This is a genomic window from Streptococcus caballi DSM 19004 (genome assembly GCF_000379985.1).
Classification (GTDB): domain Bacteria; phylum Bacillota; class Bacilli; order Lactobacillales; family Streptococcaceae; genus Streptococcus; species Streptococcus caballi.
The window spans coordinates 1-19,023 of sequence record NZ_KB904074.1; the positions used below are offsets into that span (position 1 = coordinate 1).

Annotated in this window: 15 protein-coding genes and 4 pseudogenes; 13 read left to right on the top strand and 6 right to left on the bottom strand. The window is 40.1% G+C overall.

Annotated features, from left to right (window positions below; genetic code table 11):
• From A3GS_RS12675 to A3GS_RS0104390, 7 genes and pseudogenes are all read left to right on the top strand, one after another.
• A pseudogene (locus tag A3GS_RS12675) lies at positions 1–167 on the top strand (IS4 family transposase); the annotation flags it as partial.
• Positions 168–374: 207 nt separating this feature from the next.
• The gene (locus A3GS_RS0104365) at positions 375–992 is read left to right on the top strand and encodes a hypothetical protein (protein WP_018364197.1); all 618 of its coding nucleotides are present in this window, start codon (positions 375–377) and stop codon (positions 990–992) included.
• A gap of 150 nt (positions 993–1,142) precedes the next feature.
• Positions 1,143–2,078 carry a manganese-dependent inorganic pyrophosphatase gene (locus A3GS_RS0104370; protein ID WP_018364198.1) on the top strand — a complete coding sequence of 312 codons (936 nt, stop codon included), beginning with the start codon at positions 1,143–1,145 and terminating at the stop codon, positions 2,076–2,078.
• A gap of 128 nt (positions 2,079–2,206) precedes the next feature.
• A complete protein-coding gene (locus A3GS_RS0104375; protein ID WP_018364199.1) occupies positions 2,207–2,731 on the top strand; it encodes a YiiX/YebB-like N1pC/P60 family cysteine hydrolase in 525 nt (174 codons plus the stop codon).
• Complete coding sequence (locus A3GS_RS0104380; RefSeq protein ID WP_018364200.1) at positions 2,715–3,368, top strand: DUF1803 domain-containing protein; 654 nt, start codon at positions 2,715–2,717, stop codon at positions 3,366–3,368. The genes A3GS_RS0104375 and A3GS_RS0104380 overlap by 17 nt, the downstream gene beginning before the upstream one ends.
• 10 nt (positions 3,369–3,378) lie before the next feature.
• Positions 3,379–3,992, top strand: a pseudogene (locus A3GS_RS11505) (SAP domain-containing protein).
• A gap of 10 nt (positions 3,993–4,002) precedes the next feature.
• A complete protein-coding gene (locus A3GS_RS0104390) occupies positions 4,003–4,512 on the top strand; it encodes a YbhB/YbcL family Raf kinase inhibitor-like protein (RefSeq protein ID WP_018364203.1) in 510 nt (169 codons plus the stop codon).
• Positions 4,513–4,854: 342 nt separating this feature from the next.
• Here the strand turns inward: A3GS_RS0104390 and A3GS_RS0104400 are convergent, their stop codons facing one another.
• The 5 genes from A3GS_RS0104400 to A3GS_RS0104420 form a co-directional block, all read right to left on the bottom strand.
• Positions 4,855–5,859 carry a FecCD family ABC transporter permease gene (locus A3GS_RS0104400; protein ID WP_026216272.1) on the bottom strand — a complete coding sequence of 335 codons (1,005 nt, stop codon included), beginning with the start codon at positions 5,857–5,859 and terminating at the stop codon, positions 4,855–4,857.
• Positions 5,856–6,878: a FecCD family ABC transporter permease gene (locus tag A3GS_RS0104405; protein ID WP_018364207.1), complete on the bottom strand. Its 1,023-nt coding sequence runs from the start codon at positions 6,876–6,878 to the stop codon at positions 5,856–5,858. Before A3GS_RS0104405 ends, A3GS_RS0104400 begins: the two co-directional genes overlap by 4 nt.
• A gap of 17 nt (positions 6,879–6,895) precedes the next feature.
• Positions 6,896–7,840, bottom strand: coding sequence for an ABC transporter substrate-binding protein (locus A3GS_RS0104410; RefSeq protein ID WP_018364208.1), 945 nt, complete (start codon positions 7,838–7,840; stop codon positions 6,896–6,898).
• 23 nt (positions 7,841–7,863) lie between these two features.
• The gene (locus A3GS_RS0104415; protein ID WP_018364209.1) at positions 7,864–8,646 is read right to left on the bottom strand and encodes an ABC transporter ATP-binding protein; all 783 of its coding nucleotides are present in this window, start codon (positions 8,644–8,646) and stop codon (positions 7,864–7,866) included.
• Positions 8,647–8,892: 246 nt separating this feature from the next.
• Entirely contained in the window at positions 8,893–10,338 is a 1,446-nt protein-coding gene (locus tag A3GS_RS0104420) for a UDP-N-acetylmuramoyl-L-alanyl-D-glutamate--L-lysine ligase (protein ID WP_018364210.1), read from the bottom strand.
• Between the two features lie 90 nt (positions 10,339–10,428).
• Here A3GS_RS0104420 and A3GS_RS0104425 point away from each other — a divergent pair, with 90 nt between their 5' ends.
• The 4 genes from A3GS_RS0104425 to A3GS_RS0104440 all read left to right on the top strand — a co-directional run bounded on the left by A3GS_RS0104425 (position 10,429) and on the right by A3GS_RS0104440 (position 17,425).
• The gene (locus A3GS_RS0104425) at positions 10,429–12,072 is read left to right on the top strand and encodes a putative polysaccharide biosynthesis protein (protein WP_018364211.1); all 1,644 of its coding nucleotides are present in this window, start codon (positions 10,429–10,431) and stop codon (positions 12,070–12,072) included.
• 379 nt (positions 12,073–12,451) lie between these two features.
• Positions 12,452–13,546, top strand: a complete 1,095-nt coding sequence (locus tag A3GS_RS0104430) for a cystathionine gamma-synthase (RefSeq protein WP_018364212.1) — start codon at positions 12,452–12,454, stop codon at positions 13,544–13,546.
• Between the two features lies 1 nt (position 13,547).
• Entirely contained in the window at positions 13,548–14,711 is a 1,164-nt protein-coding gene (locus A3GS_RS0104435; protein WP_018364213.1) for a MalY/PatB family protein, read from the top strand.
• 167 nt (positions 14,712–14,878) lie between these two features.
• Positions 14,879–17,425, top strand: coding sequence for a glycoside hydrolase family 68 protein (locus A3GS_RS0104440; protein WP_018364214.1), 2,547 nt, complete (start codon positions 14,879–14,881; stop codon positions 17,423–17,425).
• On the opposite strand, the pseudogene A3GS_RS13300 reads toward A3GS_RS0104440, so the two are convergent.
• Positions 17,405–17,599: pseudogene (locus tag A3GS_RS13300) on the bottom strand (hypothetical protein); the annotation flags it as partial. The gene A3GS_RS0104440 and the pseudogene A3GS_RS13300 overlap by 21 nt on opposite strands.
• A gap of 1 nt (position 17,600) precedes the next feature.
• Here A3GS_RS13300 and upp point away from each other — a divergent pair.
• A complete protein-coding gene (gene upp, locus A3GS_RS0104445) occupies positions 17,601–18,230 on the top strand; it encodes a uracil phosphoribosyltransferase (RefSeq protein ID WP_018364215.1) in 630 nt (209 codons plus the stop codon).
• A gap of 118 nt (positions 18,231–18,348) precedes the next feature.
• Positions 18,349–18,942: pseudogene (locus A3GS_RS0104450) on the top strand (ATP-dependent Clp protease proteolytic subunit); the annotation flags it as partial.
• Positions 18,943–19,023: the final 81 nt, after the last annotated feature.

A 19,023-nucleotide genomic window follows, 5' to 3' on the forward strand; every position in this document is an offset into this window, starting at 1 on the left:
TTTCAGACGCTGTTTATGCCTGTCGAAAATTTCTTAGAGAAGAACTTACTTCCTTCCAATTAGAAACCTACATTGCCAAGCACCTATCTATTATTCGACCCAATCGAACCTTCCAAAGAAAGATAAAAAGCCAGGCTCCCGTAAGCTTCACTTATAGAATATCATAATAGTTAAAAAATTGGGTTAAAAACCTTCCTTTTTGTGCGCCCTAAATACAAAAACTATTCCCGTCTTGTCGTCAACTGCTCAGACGGGAATAGTTTCTTCAATTGCTTAGTTGCTTAACTTAATGACATTGGGAGCAGAGCCCCCTGCTTTTTTATATTGACAGGTATTTCTAACTTTGGTATGCTAGAAAGCGAAGTAGGTTAATGATGTATAAAATTTTAAAATATGATAAAGATAGTGTCTACCTTATTCAGGACACAAAGATAAAGAAACTAAGTCGTGAACTTTTTGATTTCGAGATCGAACTTGGAGAACTCGTTGACATTTATCAAGATGGCGATCTTACTCTTGTTCTACCTCATCAAGAAGAAGTTGATTTGGTTTTGAAGGATAAGAAATCGGTCAAGTCAGATTTGTTGCAAGGCATTTTGAATCTCTTTTTAGAAACTTTATCCATTCATAATAATGATTTAGGTAATTTAAAAAAGCTTTTTTCTCAGTTTTTGGTTACCTTGTTTATGGCTTGGAGTTTACTTGGAGTTATTATCATTGAAATACTCCTTTTCATAGAGTCGTCGATTGTCTTTGTCTGGCGACTATTAGTCAGAGGATTGCAGGCTCTCCGTCTTTTAGAGAGAGGCAAAAGGCTTTGGGTTAGGAAACGTGAACAGGCTGCACAAAATTCACAAGAAGAAAAGCAAGGCCAAAAAGTTATTTTGATTCCAGATGAGATTGAGAAAGTTGAAAAGCAAAAGCCTCAAACTGAAACAGAAGTAAAAGCGACACCAGCACAAGAGGCAGAGGAAGAAAAAGAAAAGCATTAAACTAAAATGATTAGGGATGATGAACTAGTTAAGAGCTCATCATGTACCTGGTCCTTTTTTATTTATATAGGGGTAATTTGGCTGGTAGCTTTGCTATCTGTCAAGATTTTTGCTAAAATAAGGTTGAATCTAATAAATGAGGTAAAGAACATGTCTAAAATTTTAGTTTTTGGTCACCAAAATCCTGACTCTGATGCTATCGGGTCATCAGTAGCTTTTGCTTGCTTGGCAAAAGAGGCTTGGGGACTTGATACAGAAGCCGTTGCTTTGGGAACACCTAATGAAGAAACAGCTTTTGTACTTGATTACTTTGGTGTGGAAGCACCGCGTGTGGTAGAATCAGCTAAGGCTGAAGGTGTGGATACAGTTATCTTAACAGACCACAATGAATTTCAACAATCTATCTCTGACATCAAAGATGTGACAGTCTACGGTGTGGTTGACCATCACCGCGTGGCAAACTTTGAAACAGCAAGCCCACTTTTCATGCGTTTGGAACCAGTTGGCTCAGCAAGCTCAATCGTTTACCGTATGTTTAAGGAAAATAATCTTGCTGTACCAAAAGAAATTGCTGGTCTGATGCTATCAGGTTTGATTTCAGATACACTTCTTCTTAAATCACCGACCACTCACCCAACGGATCCACAAGTAGCAGCAGAATTGGCTGAAATTGCTGGTGTTAATTTAGAAGAGTACGGTTTGGCAATGCTTAAAGCTGGTACAAACCTTTCAAGCAAATCAGCAGAAGAATTGATTGATATTGATGCGAAAACTTTTGACCTCAACGGTAACCAAGTTCGCGTGGCCCAAGTGAATACAGTTGACATTAACGAAGTCTTGGAGCGTCAAGCTGAAATTGAAGCAGCCATTGAAGCAGCGCGTGCAGCCGATGGTTACTCAGACTTTGTTCTTATGATTACAGACATTGTCAACTCAAACTCAGAAATTTTGGCACTTGGTTCAAACATGGATAAGGTTGAAGCTGCTTTTAACTTTGCTCTTGAAAACAATCACGCTTTCCTTGAGGGGGCTGTTTCACGTAAGAAACAAGTTGTTCCCCAATTAACAGAAAGTTTTAATGCCTAAGAATAGTAAAAAGACGGTTGGCCGTCTTTTTTGTATATTCTGATGAAAATAAAAATAGATAAAACGCAGTCTGTGGCTTATCAATTTTCGGGAAAATCTTCTGTCTCATTTTGTGTTACAATAGAAGTATGAAAACTCACGACTTGGTAAGCGGTGATTTGCTTTTTACTGCTGATCAATCAGATATGGGACAGGCTATTCAGAATACGACAGGGGCTTATAGCCATGTTGCCATTTATCTGGCTGGCATGGTTTACGAGGCTACAAAAGAGAATGGTGTTTCTAAGCAGAGTCTAGAGAACTTTCTTGCAGAGGAAAATCAAAGAACAGTTGTTTATCGTTATGAGAAAATGGATCGTTTAGCTGCTTTAAAGGTTGCGGAGAAACATCTGGGGAAACCCTACAATTACAGCTTTTATCCAGATAAGAGTGCTTTTTATTGCTCCCAATATATTGCTCAAATATTACCTATTTTTGAGACCATTCCTATGTCATTTGGCGATGGCAAGCAGCTGATTTCTGACTTTTGGCAACATTATTTTGAAAAGCTGCAACTACCAGTGCCACTTGGTCAGCCAGGGACCAATCCCAGTCAACTTGCCCAGTCCAAAAACTTAACCTACTTAGGAGAACTAGATGCTCATTACCTATAACCCTGACAAACTAACGCGCCAGTCTTTTTTTCAAGAGCTGACGAATTATTTACAGACGCATGATGATGTCACCTTGCGCCAAATTAAGCGCGATTTCCCAGAAATTCCAAAACTGGACCGTGCCATTGAAGACTATGTGCAGGCAGGCTATGTTGCCCGTCAAGATAAGCGCTATACCTTGACTTTGCCTCTTTTGGAAAAGGCAGAGCAGGTCACTTTAGATCAGATGATATTTGTTGATACAGAATCACCAGTTTATGAGGAGCTGCAGGCGCTCACTTTTGAAACGGAGCTGGCTAACGCGACCAACCAAGCTATTATCAAAGAAAAGACAGATTTTGCCAGAAATCAATTAACCTTGTCCAACTATTTCCACAAACTGCGAACAGCGCAACCCTTGTCGTCCGAACAAGAAAAACTCTATGCTATTTTGGGTGATGTTAATCAGGAGTATGCCCTCAAGTATATGACGACCTTCCTACTCAAATTTGGACGGAGAGACTTGGTTAAGCAAAAAAGATCAGATATTTTTATGCAAGCCTTGTTGATGCTGGGGTATTTGAAGGTAGTTGACGAGCAAACCTATGCTCTTAATATGAAGTTTGATAAGGAGACTTTAGTTTTTAAAGTTGACTAAGGAGACCAAGATGGAACGTCCTGCATTTTCAAGTCTGACAACCTATGAAGAATTTCAACAGTATTATTGGTATCGCAAGGAACTAGAAGAAATTTGTTCTTCTTTAGGCCTGCCCCATTATGGTACTAAGCAAGATCTGAATAACATACTGGAAGCTTATTTTAAAGGAGTGGCGATTGCTCCCAAGAGGTCTAAAGCAATGCCTAAAAAGAAGCGGCTAAGCTATCTCTGACGACGCCTTTATTAACTTGTGGCTTTGCTTTCAACCGGAAATTTAGAGGCTATTTTGGGCAAGTGACAGGTAATTTTCCGTTTAAATTTACAGCTGATATGGCGACCGCTTGGCGTAAGGTTAAAGGGGAGCAGGATGAGATCTTCACTATTCAAGATATGCTAGCTATTTACAAAGGTCAATCAGACTATGCTAAGCATAATAACCGAGTTTGTCAGTGGAATCAGTTTGTCAAAGATTTTTGTGCAGACCGGCGGAGTCGGTATTTCAAACAAAAAATGAGTGTTGCGGCTATCCTTTGGCAAAAGGTTAAACAAGAAAGATGGGCTAAAGTTTATTCAACGGATTTATTAGAACAATACGAGGATTTAATCGAAACTTATAGGAAATGAGGCGATTGATATGATTGAAAAACTTAATTTTACTTGTCCTGGTTTTTTTGAGGGAGGTGAATTTCCTCTTGATAATACAGGACGAGGAGCTGATCAATCACCTGAGTTTTTCTTGCAGAATCTTTCCCCTCAAGCACACAGTCTAGCTATTCTCTTAGAAGACTTGGATCACCCAATAAAGAAGTCTTTTACCCATTGGTTGATTTGGAATATTCCGGCCAGCAGTCATATTCCAGCCAATCTTTCAGCAGGATATGATGTCGCCGAGCTAAAAGGTGCTCACCAAGGTATTGCTTATGGCTGGCATGTTTACGCAGGTCCTAAGCCGCCACTTGGCCAGACTCATCGCTATCGTTTCACAGTCTATGCTTTGGACACAACTTTTGACTTGGGTACTTGGACACGAAAATCACAGCTTATTAAAGCCATGAAAGGTCATGTTCTACAAGAAGGACAATTAATCGCCAGCTTTGGCAGTAATAAATTATGGAACTCAGAGCCTGAGACAATGATGATATGAAGATCATAATAAATAAAATCAAAGAAAGTAAAAAAACGCTGATGCCAGCGTTTTTTTTTTTGCTATATGATGAAGAGTTAGAAACTCACTTATTTTCGATAAGCCTTAATGTCCAAAGCGGAATTTTTGGAACTATAGCTCAAAAATAAGTGAGTAAACTTCGATGGAGTTTGCTTACGCCCGCACTACCTAAGGAAGTATAAAATGCTAATAGTGATTTTAACTTAGTACCATCATAATAGAAGCAGTTTTAAAAAGGCTGGTTCTATTATGATTTCATAACAGAAATGAATCGTGTTTTGCTGACTTGAGACTTAGCTCTACTTGACTCGTGGGCAAGTATTATTTTTCCAACTTAGTCATAAGATAAAGAAAATAAGGTGCACCGATAAAGGATACGACTAAACCTGTTGGAATACCCGTACCAACCAAGAACAGTCGGCCGACGGTATCGGCACTTAGCAGAATAATAATTCCGATTAACATGCTAGCAGGGAGACTAAGGCGATGGTTGCTGCCAACAAAGCGCCTGCTGATATGACCAGCAACGAGACCGACAAAGGTGATATTACCAACTAAGACAACGCTGAAAGCTGCTAGTGCTGTTGATAGAACTAAGTTTATCAAACGTTCTTTTTGTAAGTTAAGTCCCAAAGCAAGGGCAGTTTGTTCATTGAGGTTCATGATATTGAGGGGGTGACTACGTGAGTAGGTTAAAAGCCATACAATAATAAGCAGAGGAGCCATGATAATCAAGGTAGACCAATCGTCGCCCGTGATTTTTCCACTAAGCCAAGAAACGATATAATCTACCTTGTAATCATCAATTTTGCTGATGATAGAGACCATGATACCTGATAGCATAGTAGAAATCCCTACTCCTGTAATGATGAGACGCGTCGGACTGATATTGCGATTGGGTCTGCGCGAGATGAGATAGACTAAGAGAACGGTTGCTCCACCACCTAACATGGAAAAAAGAGGCATACTGGACATGACAAGTGACTGGTTAATGTCTAGTAGTGAGACGACCAAGGCAACCGCCAGCCCAGCTCCCGTGTTGATGCCCAAAATTCCTGAATCTGCCAGAGGATTACGAGTGAGTGTTTGCAGGAGTATGCCGCTCATGGCTAGGGAAGCGCCCCCCAGTACACAAGCTAGAATCCTTGGTAATCTGATTCTTCCGATAATCAGACTAGTTGAAGCAGAAGTACGTCCTAAGAAGAAATCAATGACATCTAACACAGAAGCTCTGCTATATCCCACTGACAAAGAAATAATAAATAAAGTGATAGTCAACAGTAACAGGAAAATGAAGAGGCGTGCCGTTCGTTTTTGAATTATCATAGATTTTTCCCCCTTCTAACCAACCAGAGGAAGCAAGGTAAACCAACGATACTAATGATGGCACTAATAGGTGTTTCAGTTGGTGGATTAAGAAGGCGTGAAAAGAGATCCACCCAGAGCATAAAACAGCTGCCAGCAAAAGCCGATAAAGGTAAAATAAGATGATAGTCCTTTGGAACGAACATGCGAATGAAATGGGGAATGATTAGACCGATAAAGGCAATGGACCCCACCAAGGCAACGGCACCTGATGATAACAAGAGGATAATGAAGAGCAGGAAAACGGTGATAGCAAAGGTCTTTTGTCCCAATGCCTTAGCGACCATTTCATCTAAACTTAAGATGGTCAATTGATGAGCGGAAGCCTGCGCCAGCAACATTCCTAAGATAATAAAAGGACTGATGATAGCCAGCATCTTCCAGTTGATTTGAGCTAGTCCCCCAGCCTGCCAGCCGATAACTGCTGTTGACAGATTGAAGTACAGGGTGATGGCTTGGCCAATCGCATTAAAGAGAGTGGCAATCATGGCTCCTGCTAGGATAAGACGTAGTTGGTTATAGCCCTTGCGAGGCTGATAAGCTAGTCCAAATACTAGCAAAGCTGCGGTAAATGAGCCTAGCAAACAGACTAAGAGAATCAGACTGTAATGCATACTGCCGAAAATAGAGTAGCCAATAATCAAGGCCAGTCCCGCTCCAGCATTGATTCCCAGCAAACCAGGATCGGCGATGGGATTACGAGTAACACCCTGCATGATAGCGCCAGCCTCAGCCATGGCTGCACCAACTAAGATAGCAGCGATTGTACGCGGAAAACGCAAATCAAAAATGACATCTTGCACCTTGCTGTCACGCAAGGGATGCTTGAGAACGGTTAATAAATCAGTATGGCTATAATTGACCGCGCCAAAACGCAAGCCTAAATACCAGCCACTAATAAATAAAAAGAGAATAATGACAAAAACAAGCCAAAGATGATTTGGCTTATTTTGTCCACGATATGATAATTGTGCGTGCATGGGCTAACTTTCTGTGATTAAGGATTAGCTTTCTTAATAGTATCAACAAATGCTTTCAGCTGATCATCTAGTGACATTGGGTCTGAGAAGTAGTAGAGATTGTAGTCTACTTCCAAGACATGACCATTTTTTACTGCTGGAATATTCTTCCAAACATCACTTTCTTTAAGAGAGGCAGCAGCTTCTTTGGTTGATTTGTTGACATTTAAGACAGCATAGTCACCAATGTAATCTCCGATGACTTCCTGAGAAACACCAAACCAACCTGGCTTGAAAACATCCGTCTGAACTTTTTCTGGTGCAGAGTAGCCAAGAGAGTCGTAAATCAATTCACCACCACGACCCCAATTTTTACCGTAGAGATAAACATTTTTATCGTAGAAATCCATAACGGTGAATGTCGTATTTTTGTCCAAGTATCCGCTCAATTCTTTCTTAGCAGCAGCCACCTTTTTATCCCAGTTTTTCAGCCATTTTTGAGCTTGTTCTTCCTTACCAAAGACTTTACCAAGCTTGGTCATCATGTCTAGATAATTGCTCTTTCCGTATTCGATAACTAAAACGGGAGCAATATCTTTCAGTTTGTCAATATTTTCATCGGTTGAAAAGGCAATAATTAAATCAGGTTCTTCTGCGGCGATGGCTTCGGTGTCAGATGATGTCAACTTCTTAGCATTTTTGAGTTTGTCGCCAAAAGCAGGACTATCTTTTTCAAGATCAAGTGAGTAGCTGGAAACATCAACTCCCAACTTCAAAAGATAACCAGTATAAGAGTATGCAAAGTTAACTACTTTCTTAGGATTTTCAGGAATCTTACCATAGTATTTGAAACCTTGAATTTTTGGCATTTTGGAAATAGCAGAGCTGTTTTCCTTGCTTGTCTTAGATGATGAGTTATTGCCACAAGCAGCAAGAGTAAAGACTGCTAGCAGAGCAGTGATAGTCATAAGAATTTTTTTCATTTTTCTATTCTCCTAGAAAAGTTTTATAGTAACTGATAAGTCAGTAAAATAGGGCGGTTAGTGATAAGGTCCTCTATAATCTGGGCATCAATCTTAAAAATATCTTTTAAAATCGCAGTAGTCATGACTTCCTGCACGCTCCCCTTGTATTTGATGGCGCCATCTTTCATGGCCACCAAATAATCCGAAAAGCGAGCAGATAGATTTAAATCATGAAGCACCATAATGATGGTTTTCTGCGTGTCTTTATTAAGACGTTGCAACAATTCCAAGACTTCAAGCTGATGATTCATGTCCAGATAGGTTGTGGGCTCGTCCAGAAAAATGGTATCCGTATCTTGAGCTAAGGCCATAGCAATCCAAACGCGCTGACGTTGACCGCCTGAAAGAGCATCCACATCCAGATTAGCAAATTGGCTGATGCGGGTCACTTCCATAGCCCAATGAATTTTATCTCGATCTTTATTGGACAGGCTGCCCATGTATTTTTGGTGAGGATAGCGCCCGTAAGAGACCAATTCATAGACAGAAATCCCTTCGGCAGCTTCCAAGACCTGAGGGAGAAGAGCCATTTTCTTGGCGACTTCCTTAGTTGGCAAAGTCGCAATGGCCTGACCATCGAGATAGATTTGGCCATCTTTTATAGCCTGAATACGGGTCAAAGCTTTCAAAAGCGTAGATTTCCCGCAGCCGTTAGCACCAATAATGGTCGTTATCTTTTGCGACGGAATCTCTAGAGATAGATTTTCAATGATGGTCGTCTTATCATAGGATACGGAAATATTTTCTGCACGGACAGTTGACATTTATTTTCTCCTTTCTAGATACTCTTTGAAAATCAAAGGTATACGTGTTGCCATCAGCTTGCATATCTTATATGGTCTATACTTTGTCGGCTTGTCTATTTTTGATTTTCTTTTAGCATCAAATATGTCTAAACATTATAGCATAGAAAAAAAGCTTAAAAAAGCCTTTTTGCGATATTTTCAGAATTTTTTAACTTGTTTAGAATGGTTAAAAATAATATCAAGAATGATTATTATTTAGCAGCTTTAGAGATATCTTTTCGCTACTTCAATGTCGCCTGCGTAGGCTGCACGCTGACCTTTTACAATTTGGAAGGCATCAGCGCCTTTTCCTGCAATAACGACAGCATCTTTTTCACTTGTAGTCATGAGCAGAGCAACCTTAATAGCTTCTTCGCGGTCAACGATAATGTCAACTGGCCGTGTGATATGGCTGGCGATTTCTTCTGAAATTTTTTGCGGATTTTCATTGTTAGGATCGTCAGCCGTTAGAATGACTGTTAGATTAGGATGGGCATTGATGACGTGACCAAAGTCAGCACGACGACTTTCGCCCTTATTACCTGGAGCCCCTAAGACAAGAATGACCTGACCTTTTTGATGCTCTTCAACAACGGATAAGAGTTTTTCAAGGCTATCACCGTTATGGGCATAATCCACAAAAACTTTGGCGCCATTTTTTTGAGTCAGCACCTCCATACGACCAGGTACGCTCGTTTCTGCAATACCCTTTTGGATGTCCGCTAAATTTGCTCCCAAACGTAAGCAAGCAAGCCCAGCTGCGACAGCATTTTCTTGATTAAAAGAGCCAATCAATTGGATATCATAATGTCCAGCTAGTTTACCTGTTAAGTCAAAGGTAAAAGCAGAACTGTTTGAGAAGCTATTCTCAGTTTGCTTGCCATAGAAATCATGGATTTTAGACGCAACCTGCTCAGCCACTACATCAAAATGATCCATGCCAGCATTAACTACAACAGCTCGGCTATTGTCCATTAAAAGGCGCTTATGATAGAAATAATCCTCGAAAGTTGGATGCTCAATCGGTCCAATGTGGTCAGGGCTTATGTTAAGAAAGACACCAAGGTCGAACGTTAGACCGTAAACGCGTTTAACGAGATAAGCTTGGCTAGAGACTTCCATGATAAGGTGGGTCATGCCATTGTCAACTGCTTCAGCCATCATTCTAAAGAGATCCAAACTTTCAGGTGTTGTCAATTGTGACTTGAAGAAAGTTTTACCATCAAGAGTTGTGTTCATGGTGGAGAACATGGCTGGCTTGTGACTTTGCTTAAGGATGTGATAAGCAAAATAAGCTGCTGTTGTCTTACCCTTAGTGCCAGTGAAAGCTAGAATTCTGAGTTTGTCTTGGGGATTACCATAGAAGATCATGGCAACAAGGCTCATGGCTTGTTTGATATCATTGACAATGATGGCAGAAATGCCAACTTGGTAATCTATTTCGGAAATATAACACTTAAGACCTGCCTGCACCGCTTTTTCCAAATACTCGCTCTTGAAAGTTGATCCCTTGGCAAAGAAGAGTGTAGACTCATCCACGTCGCGGCTGTCATAACTGAGTTTTTCAAAAGTCAGACTTGTCAAGTTGTAATGGTAATGCCCATCAATCATGACTTCTCGCAGGTTGTGGTCATTTTTTAAGACATCTAATGTTTTTTCGATACTAATCATAGTTTCTATTTTAGACTTTAAGTTAGCGTTTTACAAGTCTCAAGCAAAAGTTTATAATGAATTTATTACTAACTTTTGGAAAGAAAATGTATGTCTGAAAAAAACACAAAATTGTCTCAACAGGAACAGATGGTCAAGGGAACCGCTTGGTTGACCGCAGGTAATTTTATCAGCCGTTTGTTGGGAGCTGCTTATATCATTCCTTGGTATGCCTGGATGGGCAAATATGCAGCAGAAGCCAATGCTCTTTTTGGAATGGGCTACGAAATATATGCCCTCTTTTTATTGATTTCAACGGTAGGCATTCCTGTTGCCGTAGCCAAGCAGGTTTCAAAGTATAATACGTTGGGTGATCCCCAAAAAAGTGTTTATCTGGTTCGTAAGATTCTACACTTTATGTTAATCTTGGGAGCCGTTTTTGCAGTCATCATGTATGTGGGATCGCCTCTCTTTGCCAGCATGAGCCGCGGTGGTCAAGAATTAGTCCCGGTCTTGCGCAGTCTGACGCTGGCTGTTCTGGTATTTCCATCTATGAGTGTCCTGCGTGGCTTTTTTCAAGGTTTTAATAATTTAAAACCTTACGCGGTTAGTCAAATCGCAGAACAGGTCGTCCGTGTGATTTGGATGTTATTAACGACTTTCTTTATTATGAAGATGGGTTCTGGCAATTACCTGAATGCTGTGACTCAGTCAACCTTTGCTGCTTTTATCGGGATGTTTGCCAGCATTGCTACGCTGGTCTACTTCCTTTGGAAGACCAATCTGCTATCAGGCCTTTTTGGCAAGAAGCCAGCTAACATTGATATTGATACCAAGGAATTGATCATTGAGACAGTTAAGGAAGCTATTCCTTTTATCATTACAGGTTCAGCCATTCAGGTTTTTAAGCTCATTGACCAATTTACCTTTGGAAATACCATGGCGCTTTTCACCGATTATTCAAATCGTGAGCTAAAGGTTATGTTTGCCTACTTTTCATCTAATCCTGGCAAGGTAACTATGATTTTAATTGCTGTTGCGACAGCTATTGCCGGTGTGGGTATTCCCCTGTTGACCGAAAATTATGTCAAAGAGGATCGCAAAGCTGCGGCGCGTTTGGTTGTTAATAATCTTCAAATGCTGACGATTTTTATCATTCCAGCTATCATGGGTTCCGTTATACTGGCTAAACCGCTCTACACTGTCTTTTATGGCCTACCGCAAGGTCAGGCACTAGGACTTTTTGTTGCTTCGCTTTTGCAGACTATTATTCTATCAATTTACACTGTTTTGGCGCCAATGCTGCAAGCTCTCTTCGAAAATCGCAAAGCTATGCGCTATTTTGCCTATGGTGTTGTTGTTAAACTAGTGCTTCAAGTGCCACTAATCTATCTCTTCCACGCTTATGGACCAATCTTATCAACAGCTGTAGCTTTGATTTTACCAATCGTACTTATGTATCGTCGCATTCATGAGATTACAGGTTTCAATCGAAAGGCTGTCAGTCGCAACGCACAGCTGGTTCTGATTTTAGCCTTCCTTATGGCAGCTGTGGTTTTTGCGGGGAATTGGCTACTCAATCTCATTCTACCAAGTAATGGACGTATCGCCAGCGTCTTCTATTTGGTCATTATCGGCGCTCTGGGCATCATCGTCTATGGCTTTCTGACTCTCCTGACCCGCCAGCTGGACAAATTGTTGGGTTCTAAAGCAGAAGACCTGCGCCAAAAATTGCGCATCAAAGCTATCCGTTAGTCGGATAATAGCAGAGCTAAGTCACAAAGGCTTGGCTCTTTTTCATACTCTCAACCTGTCCTAATCTCACTAGAACATATGCTTACTGAATAAATCCGATTACAGACAGGTTTTTCTGCCTTTCAGATGGGAAATTCTTATTTTTGTAGAGCTCAGTTGAAAACTTGCCAAGTACTGTTTTGATCTGCCAAGTTCCTATGATTGTTAGGGAAAATTTATCCTTGTTACTAATTTCGCCTGAATGTCAACTGATTTGGTAAATTTGGGCTATAGTTATTTTTTATAGCTAATTATTGAGAAATAGAATAATACAAATGTCCCTGAAAATAGTGAATAAGTGGTAGAATAGTATCAACGTACTTAGAAAAGGGGTTATAGGATGACAAAAGAATATCGTTTAGAAACTATTTTAGCACATACAGGAATTAAATCAGACGAAGCAACTGGGGCTTTAGCGGCACCAATTCATTTTTCTACAACTTATCAACACCCAGAGTTCGGGCATTCGACCGGTTTCGACTACACTAGAACTAAAAATCCGACTCGGGCAACCTTGGAGAAAACCTTAGCAGCTATTGAAAAGGCTGACTATGCCATTGCAACTAGTTCTGGCATGAGTGCGATTGTCTTGGCATTTGAAATCTTTCCAGTTGGCAGCAAGGTGGTGGCTGCGCGTGACCTCTATGGTGGTTCTTTCCGCTGGTTTAATGATAAGGAAAAAGAAGGACGTTTTTTCTTTAGTTATGCTAATAGCCAATCTGAAATGATTTCAGCAATCAACGAAGATACGGATATTGTTTATATTGAGACTCCAACTAATCCGCTCATGATTGAATTTGACATTCAAAAGATTGCCAAAATTGCTCATGACAGGGGAGCCAAGGTTATTGTGGATAATACTTTCTACAGCCCTATCTATCAAAATCCAATTCCTCTTGGGGCTGACATCGTGGTTCATTCTGCCACAAAATACTTGTCCGGGCACAACGATGTTTTGGCTGGTGTGGTCATTACCAACGATCAAGCAATTTATGATAAACTCTTTTACAATCTTAACACGACAGGACCAAACCTATCGCCATTTGATTCTTACATGTTGATGCGCGGTCTTAAAACCCTCAAACTTCGCATAGAAAAGTCTACTCAGAATGCTCTTGAAGTGGTTAAATTCTTGGAAAATGAACCTGAAGTTAAGGAAGTTCTCTATCCTGGCAAGGGCGGTATGATTTCCTTTAAAGTCAAAGACCAAACCAAGATTCCAAATCTGATTAATCGTTTGGATGTCTTTACATTTGCAGAAAGTTTGGGAGGTGTTGAATCTCTCATCACCTATCCAACAACTCAGACCCATGCCGACATTCCTGCGGATGTGCGCGCTTCCTATGGATTAACTGATGACTTGCTTCGTTTATCCATTGGTATCGAAGATGCCCAAGATTTGATTGATGATTTGAAGGCAGCGTTGGAGGCATAAGATGGGACAATATGATTTCACAACTAGACCAAACCGTTTAAATCAACATACTATGAAATGGCATAGCAGTGAAAGTAATCCTGACCTCTTGCAAATGTGGGTCGCTGATATGGATTTTCTCCCGGTGCCAGAAATTAAGCAAGCCGTTATTGATTATGGGAAAGAACACATTTTTGGCTATCCTTATCCTAGCGATGCGCTCTATCAATCTATTATTAATTGGGAAAAAGCAGAGCATGGTTATGAAACCAGTAAGAATAAGATTGTTTTGATTGAAGGTGTGGTGCCGGCTATATCAGTTGCTATTCAAGCTTTTACTAAAGAAGGTGACAGTGTTCTGATTAATACACCAGTCTATCCACCCTTTGCTCGCTCTATCCGTCTCAACAACCGACGCTTGATTTCAAATTCTCTGCTTATCAAGGATAGCCATTTTGAGATTGATTTTGACAAGTTAGAACAGGATATTGTTGAGAATGATGTTAAATTGTATGTGCTTTGTAGCCCTCACAATCCTGGAGGACGTGTTTGGACAGCAGAAGAACTGAAAAAAATTGGTAAAATCTGTCAAAAACATGGCGTCATTCTGGTTTCAGATGAAATTCACCAAGATTTGGCTCTTTTTGGCAACAAACACCATTCTTTCAATACACTTGATGACAGTTTCAAAGATTTTAGCTTGATTTTGTCATCCGCGACTAAGACTTTTAACATTGCAGGCACTAAGAATAGCTTTGCTATTATTGAAAACGACCAGCTGCGCAAGTCTTTCCAGAGACAGCAGTTAGCTAACAATCAGCATGAGGTGCCAACGATTGGTCTCATTACAACTGAGGCCGCCTTCACTTATGGTAAGCCATGGCTGGAAGAATTGAAGACAGTCCTAGAGAAAAATATTGATTATGTTGTAGATGAACTAAGTCAAAAGACTAAAATCAAGGTGATGAAACCAGAGGGGACTTACCTGATTTGGTTGGATTTTTCAGCCTATAGCATTGAGCAACCAGAACTTGATGAAAGATTGCAAAAAGAAGCTAAGGTCGTTCTTAACAACGGAGCCTCTTTTGGTAAAGAAGGTCAAACTTATGCTCGTTTTAACGTTGCGGCACCCTTTATAACTGTGAAAGAAGCTATTCAGCGGATTGTCAGAGTATTTTCAAAATAAAATATAAAGCTGAGGGACAAGAAATTCTCGGCTTTTCATATCAATCATATATTAAAATAGTTTAATAATTATATTTTATATAATAAAAAATTGTTAAAATATAAAATTAATGTTACAATATAGTTGGTACTTTGTAATTACTAATAAAAGAAAAGAAGGAACAAAAGATGACATATTCACGTGTAGCTCGTTTGAAGGCTGAACAGCAAGCTAAACTTCAGAAGCAACGTTATAGTATTCGCAAGGTGTCTGCCATTGGTGCAACATCAGCGCTGATTGGGACACTTAGTTTTGCAAGTGCAAATGTACAAGCAGATGAGGCAACTAGCGCAGATGCGTCAACTACTTTAGTGAGCAAGGCGCCAAGTGCTGTATCTACTGAGAGTGATTCTCAATCGGCTGAAGCTACAAAAGTGACGACAACAGCTGAAGCTGTCGCTGCTACACCGGAGGCGTCAAGTGATACTGGTACAACAACTGAAGAACCACAATCAACTTCATCAGAAACCACAACCGCAGGTCAAGATACTGATAAAGTAAGTGCTGCTACTTCCGAAAACCAAGCGGCAACTGAAACTGCTCAACCAGTTGAAGATAACAGTAGTGTAACGACAGATTCAGCTACAGTTGCTAAAGCTACAGATGAATCCGACGGCAGTGGTAGTGTGGCCTCTACAAAAAGTTCGACAGTAACAACTGCAGCTTCTCAATCTGATGCAGCTAAGTCTAATTCAACAGTCGATACAGGTAGTTTGGATGCCGAATTGGTGTTATCGCGATTGAATGATAAGGTTCGTGGGGTTGTATCGTCTGGGTTAAGTACAGATGAAATTCTCAAGCTTACAGATGAACAAATCGACACATTAAATAAAATTGATTTTACTGACAACAGGGTCGTAGGGACAGGAACTTCATTGACCTATAAGAACCTTAAAGATATTGTTGCAACTTTCTTGAAGCAAGATAGTAGATATGCTATTCCATACTTTAAGGCAGATACGATTGTTAATATGCCAGCTATGAATACTGTAGATGCTCAAACTATGGAAAAAGAGGAGCTGGATATTTGGGATTCATGGCCAGTACAAGATGCGGTTACAGGTGTTGTTAGTAACTGGAATGGTTATCAACTAGTTGTAGCAATGGCTGGTGCAGCTAATAAGAATTCAAATCACATTTACTTGCTTTATAATGAGTATGGAAATAATGATTTTGCAAACTGGCGTAATGCAGGGCCAATCTTTGGATACAATGCTATCGCTGATGAACAACAATGGTCTGGCTCAGCGACAGTAAACTCGGATGGTTCAATTCAGTTATTCTATACTAAAAATGACACAAGTGAAGGAAAATTGAACTGGCAGCGTTTGGCAACTGCTACTTTAAATTTAGCTGTTGAAAATGGTCAAGTGGTTATCAAATCTGTTGACAACGATCATCAACTGTTTGCGGGTGATGGCTACCACTATCAAAACTATCAACAATTTTCTGCAACTTATAATGATGATTTAAACCATGATGGTGATGCAGATCGTACAGATAATTACACTTTACGTGATCCTCATGTCATTGAGGTTGATGGTAGCCGTTATCTTGTTTTTGAAGCCAACACAGGTACTGAAAATTATCAAGGCGAAAACCAAATTTACACTTGGGCTAACTATGGTGGTGATGACCATTTTAATATTTCATCCCTTTTGAATGTCACAGGAAATAAAGATCTTCATAAGCTAGCATCGTGGGCTAATGGAGCTATCGGTATTTTGAAACTTGATGATAATGAGAAAAATCCATCTGTATCTCAAGTTTACACACCATTAATGACTAGTCATATGGTTACTGATGAAGTGGAACGTCCAAGTGTTGTAAAACTTGGAGATAAATATTACCTATTTACAGCATCGCGTATTAATAAGTCATCAGATGCTGAGGGGACCGTAGCTGCTCGTAAAGCTGTTGGTGATGACGTTGTTATGCTCGGATTTGTTTCAGATAGTCTTATGGGAAGTTATAAGCGTTTGAATGGTTCAGGAGTCGTGTTGACCGCTTCTGTCCCTGCAGATTGGAGAACATCAACATATTCATACTATGCTGTTCCTGTTGAAGGCTCCACAAATAAAGTTTTAATTACAGCCTATATGACAAATCGTGGTGGTATTGCAGGAGCTGAGAATAAATCAACGTGGGCACCAAGTTTCCTTGTTCAAATTAATGATGATGGAACAACGGAAGTTCTACCATATATGACTAATCAAGGCGATTGGATTTGGGATGACAGTAGCAACACTTTGAAGCATGTTGGTGATAATAATAATTCTCGTCTACCAAATGAGGACTATACTGTTGATTGGTACACCGTTGGAAACTATGGTTTACCACCTCATCACTATAATAATACTACGGTTCCTGTGACTCCAACAGAGCCAAATACACCAGATGTACCGACTACCCCAACAACTCCAAATACACCAGATGTGCCAACCACCCCAACAACTCCAAATACGCCAGATGTACCAACTACACCTAGCACTCCAACACGCGGTGGAGGTCACATTAATCCTGGTATACCAGTTGATGCCCCTGTAGTATCAGCTGCTACGCTTCCAACAACTGGTGACAGTCAAAGTGCTGCGGCTATCTTGGGATTTGCTATTTTGAGTTCTATGGCTACTTATGTTGCTTATAGTGGTTACAAACGTAAATATAATCGTTAATAAGTGAAAGAGAGAAAATTGGTTTTCTCTCTTTTTTATTGCTGTAGAAGCCGACGGGCGGCTTGTCAAAGTATTTCTAAAATAAAAATTTAACGTTTGCCTAATTTTAGCAAGCGTTTTTATTGATTTTTTGCTATAATGGTAACAATGTAAATAATGAAAAGGGAGTATCATTATGGGAAAATTTCAAGTTATTTCACATCCGCTGATTCAGCACAAGTTATCTATTTTGCGTCGGACGACCACATCAACTAAGGATTTTCGTGAGTTAGTCAATGAAATTGCTATGCTCATGGGATATGAAGTGTCACGTGATTTACCACTTGAAGATGTTGAAATCGAAACACCAATTACCAAAACTGTCCAAAAACAATTAGCTGGTAAGAAGTTAGCCATCGTTCCCATTCTTCGTGCGGGTATCGGGATGGTTGATGGTTTCTTAAGTCTTGTTCCAGCTGCGAAGGTTGGACACATTGGCATGTACCGTGATGAGGAAACGCTTCAACCAGTAGAATACTTGGTGAAATTGCCAGAAGATATTGACCGCCGTCAAATCTTTGTTGTTGACCCGATGCTGGCGACAGGTGGTTCTGCTATCTTAGCTGTTGATTCCCTCAAAAAACGCGGTGCGGCCAATATCAAATTTGTCTGCTTGGTAGCTGCGCCAGAAGGTGTTAAGGCGTTGCAAGATGCGCATCCAGACATTGACATTTACACAGCAGCTCTTGATGAAAAACTAAACGAACATGGTTATATTGTCCCAGGTCTTGGGGATGCTGGAGATCGTCTCTTTGGTACAAAATAAGAAGATAAACTTTCTGGTGCAAATCAGAAAGTTTTTTGAGAAAAGTAAGTTAATTATTTGACCTTTTTTGACCAATTGATTATAATAATGACAATCAGAAAAAAGAAATGGAGAATTTTCTATGATTCCTGTAGTTATTGAACAAACGAGCCGTGGCGAACGCTCATATGACATTTATTCTCGCCTTTTGAAAGACCGCATTATCATGTTGACTGGTCCAGTTGAGGATAATATGGCAAACTCAATTATTGCTCAGCTATTATTCTTGGATGCCCAAGACAATACCAAAGATATTTATCTTTATGTTAATACACCTGGTGGTTCTGTCTCAGCAGGGCTTGCTATTGTGGATACTATGAACTTCATTAAATCTGATGTACAAACTATTGTTATGGGAATGGCAGCTTCAATGGGAACAATCATTGCCTCATCAGGGGCAAAGGGCAAACGTTTCATGCTGCCTAATGCCGAATACATGATTCACCAACCAATGGGCGGTACTGGTGGTGGTACCCAACAAACAGACATGGCTATTGCTGCTGAACATCTCTTGAAAACACGTCAAAACTTGGAGCAAATTTTGGCTGATAATTCAGGACAAAGTCTTGAAAAAGTTCATGCAGATGCTGAACGTGATAACTGGATGAGCGCTCAAGAAACCCTTGAATACGGCTTTATCGATGAAATTATGGCAAATAACGCTTTGAAATAATAATAGAATAAAAGAGTTGCCTCTAGCTATTATAATTTGCTTGAGGGACTCTTTTTTCTTTGTCTCTTATTGCCTTAATTT

Excerpts from the sequence above, each read along its gene's own strand:
- A3GS_RS0104365 (WP_018364197.1), top strand. The coding sequence starts at position 375 with ATGTATAAAATTTTAAAATATGATAAAGATAGTGTCTACCTTATTCAG.
- A3GS_RS0104370 (WP_018364198.1), top strand. The coding sequence starts at position 1,143 with ATGTCTAAAATTTTAGTTTTTGGTCACCAAAATCCTGACTCTGATGCT.
- A3GS_RS0104375 (WP_018364199.1), top strand. The coding sequence starts at position 2,207 with ATGAAAACTCACGACTTGGTAAGCGGTGATTTGCTTTTTACTGCTGAT.
- A3GS_RS0104380 (WP_018364200.1), top strand. The coding sequence starts at position 2,715 with ATGCTCATTACCTATAACCCTGACAAACTAACGCGCCAGTCTTTTTTT.
- A3GS_RS0104390 (WP_018364203.1), top strand. The coding sequence starts at position 4,003 with ATGATTGAAAAACTTAATTTTACTTGTCCTGGTTTTTTTGAGGGAGGT.
- A3GS_RS0104400 (WP_026216272.1), bottom strand. The coding sequence starts at position 5,859 with ATGATAATTCAAAAACGAACGGCACGCCTCTTCATTTTCCTGTTACTG.
- A3GS_RS0104405 (WP_018364207.1), bottom strand. The coding sequence starts at position 6,878 with ATGCACGCACAATTATCATATCGTGGACAAAATAAGCCAAATCATCTT.
- A3GS_RS0104410 (WP_018364208.1), bottom strand. The coding sequence starts at position 7,840 with ATGAAAAAAATTCTTATGACTATCACTGCTCTGCTAGCAGTCTTTACT.
- A3GS_RS0104415 (WP_018364209.1), bottom strand. The coding sequence starts at position 8,646 with ATGTCAACTGTCCGTGCAGAAAATATTTCCGTATCCTATGATAAGACG.
- A3GS_RS0104420 (WP_018364210.1), bottom strand. The coding sequence starts at position 10,338 with ATGATTAGTATCGAAAAAACATTAGATGTCTTAAAAAATGACCACAAC.
- A3GS_RS0104425 (WP_018364211.1), top strand. The coding sequence starts at position 10,429 with ATGTCTGAAAAAAACACAAAATTGTCTCAACAGGAACAGATGGTCAAG.
- A3GS_RS0104430 (WP_018364212.1), top strand. The coding sequence starts at position 12,452 with ATGACAAAAGAATATCGTTTAGAAACTATTTTAGCACATACAGGAATT.
- A3GS_RS0104435 (WP_018364213.1), top strand. The coding sequence starts at position 13,548 with ATGGGACAATATGATTTCACAACTAGACCAAACCGTTTAAATCAACAT.
- A3GS_RS0104440 (WP_018364214.1), top strand. The coding sequence starts at position 14,879 with ATGACATATTCACGTGTAGCTCGTTTGAAGGCTGAACAGCAAGCTAAA.
- upp (WP_018364215.1), top strand. The coding sequence starts at position 17,601 with ATGGGAAAATTTCAAGTTATTTCACATCCGCTGATTCAGCACAAGTTA.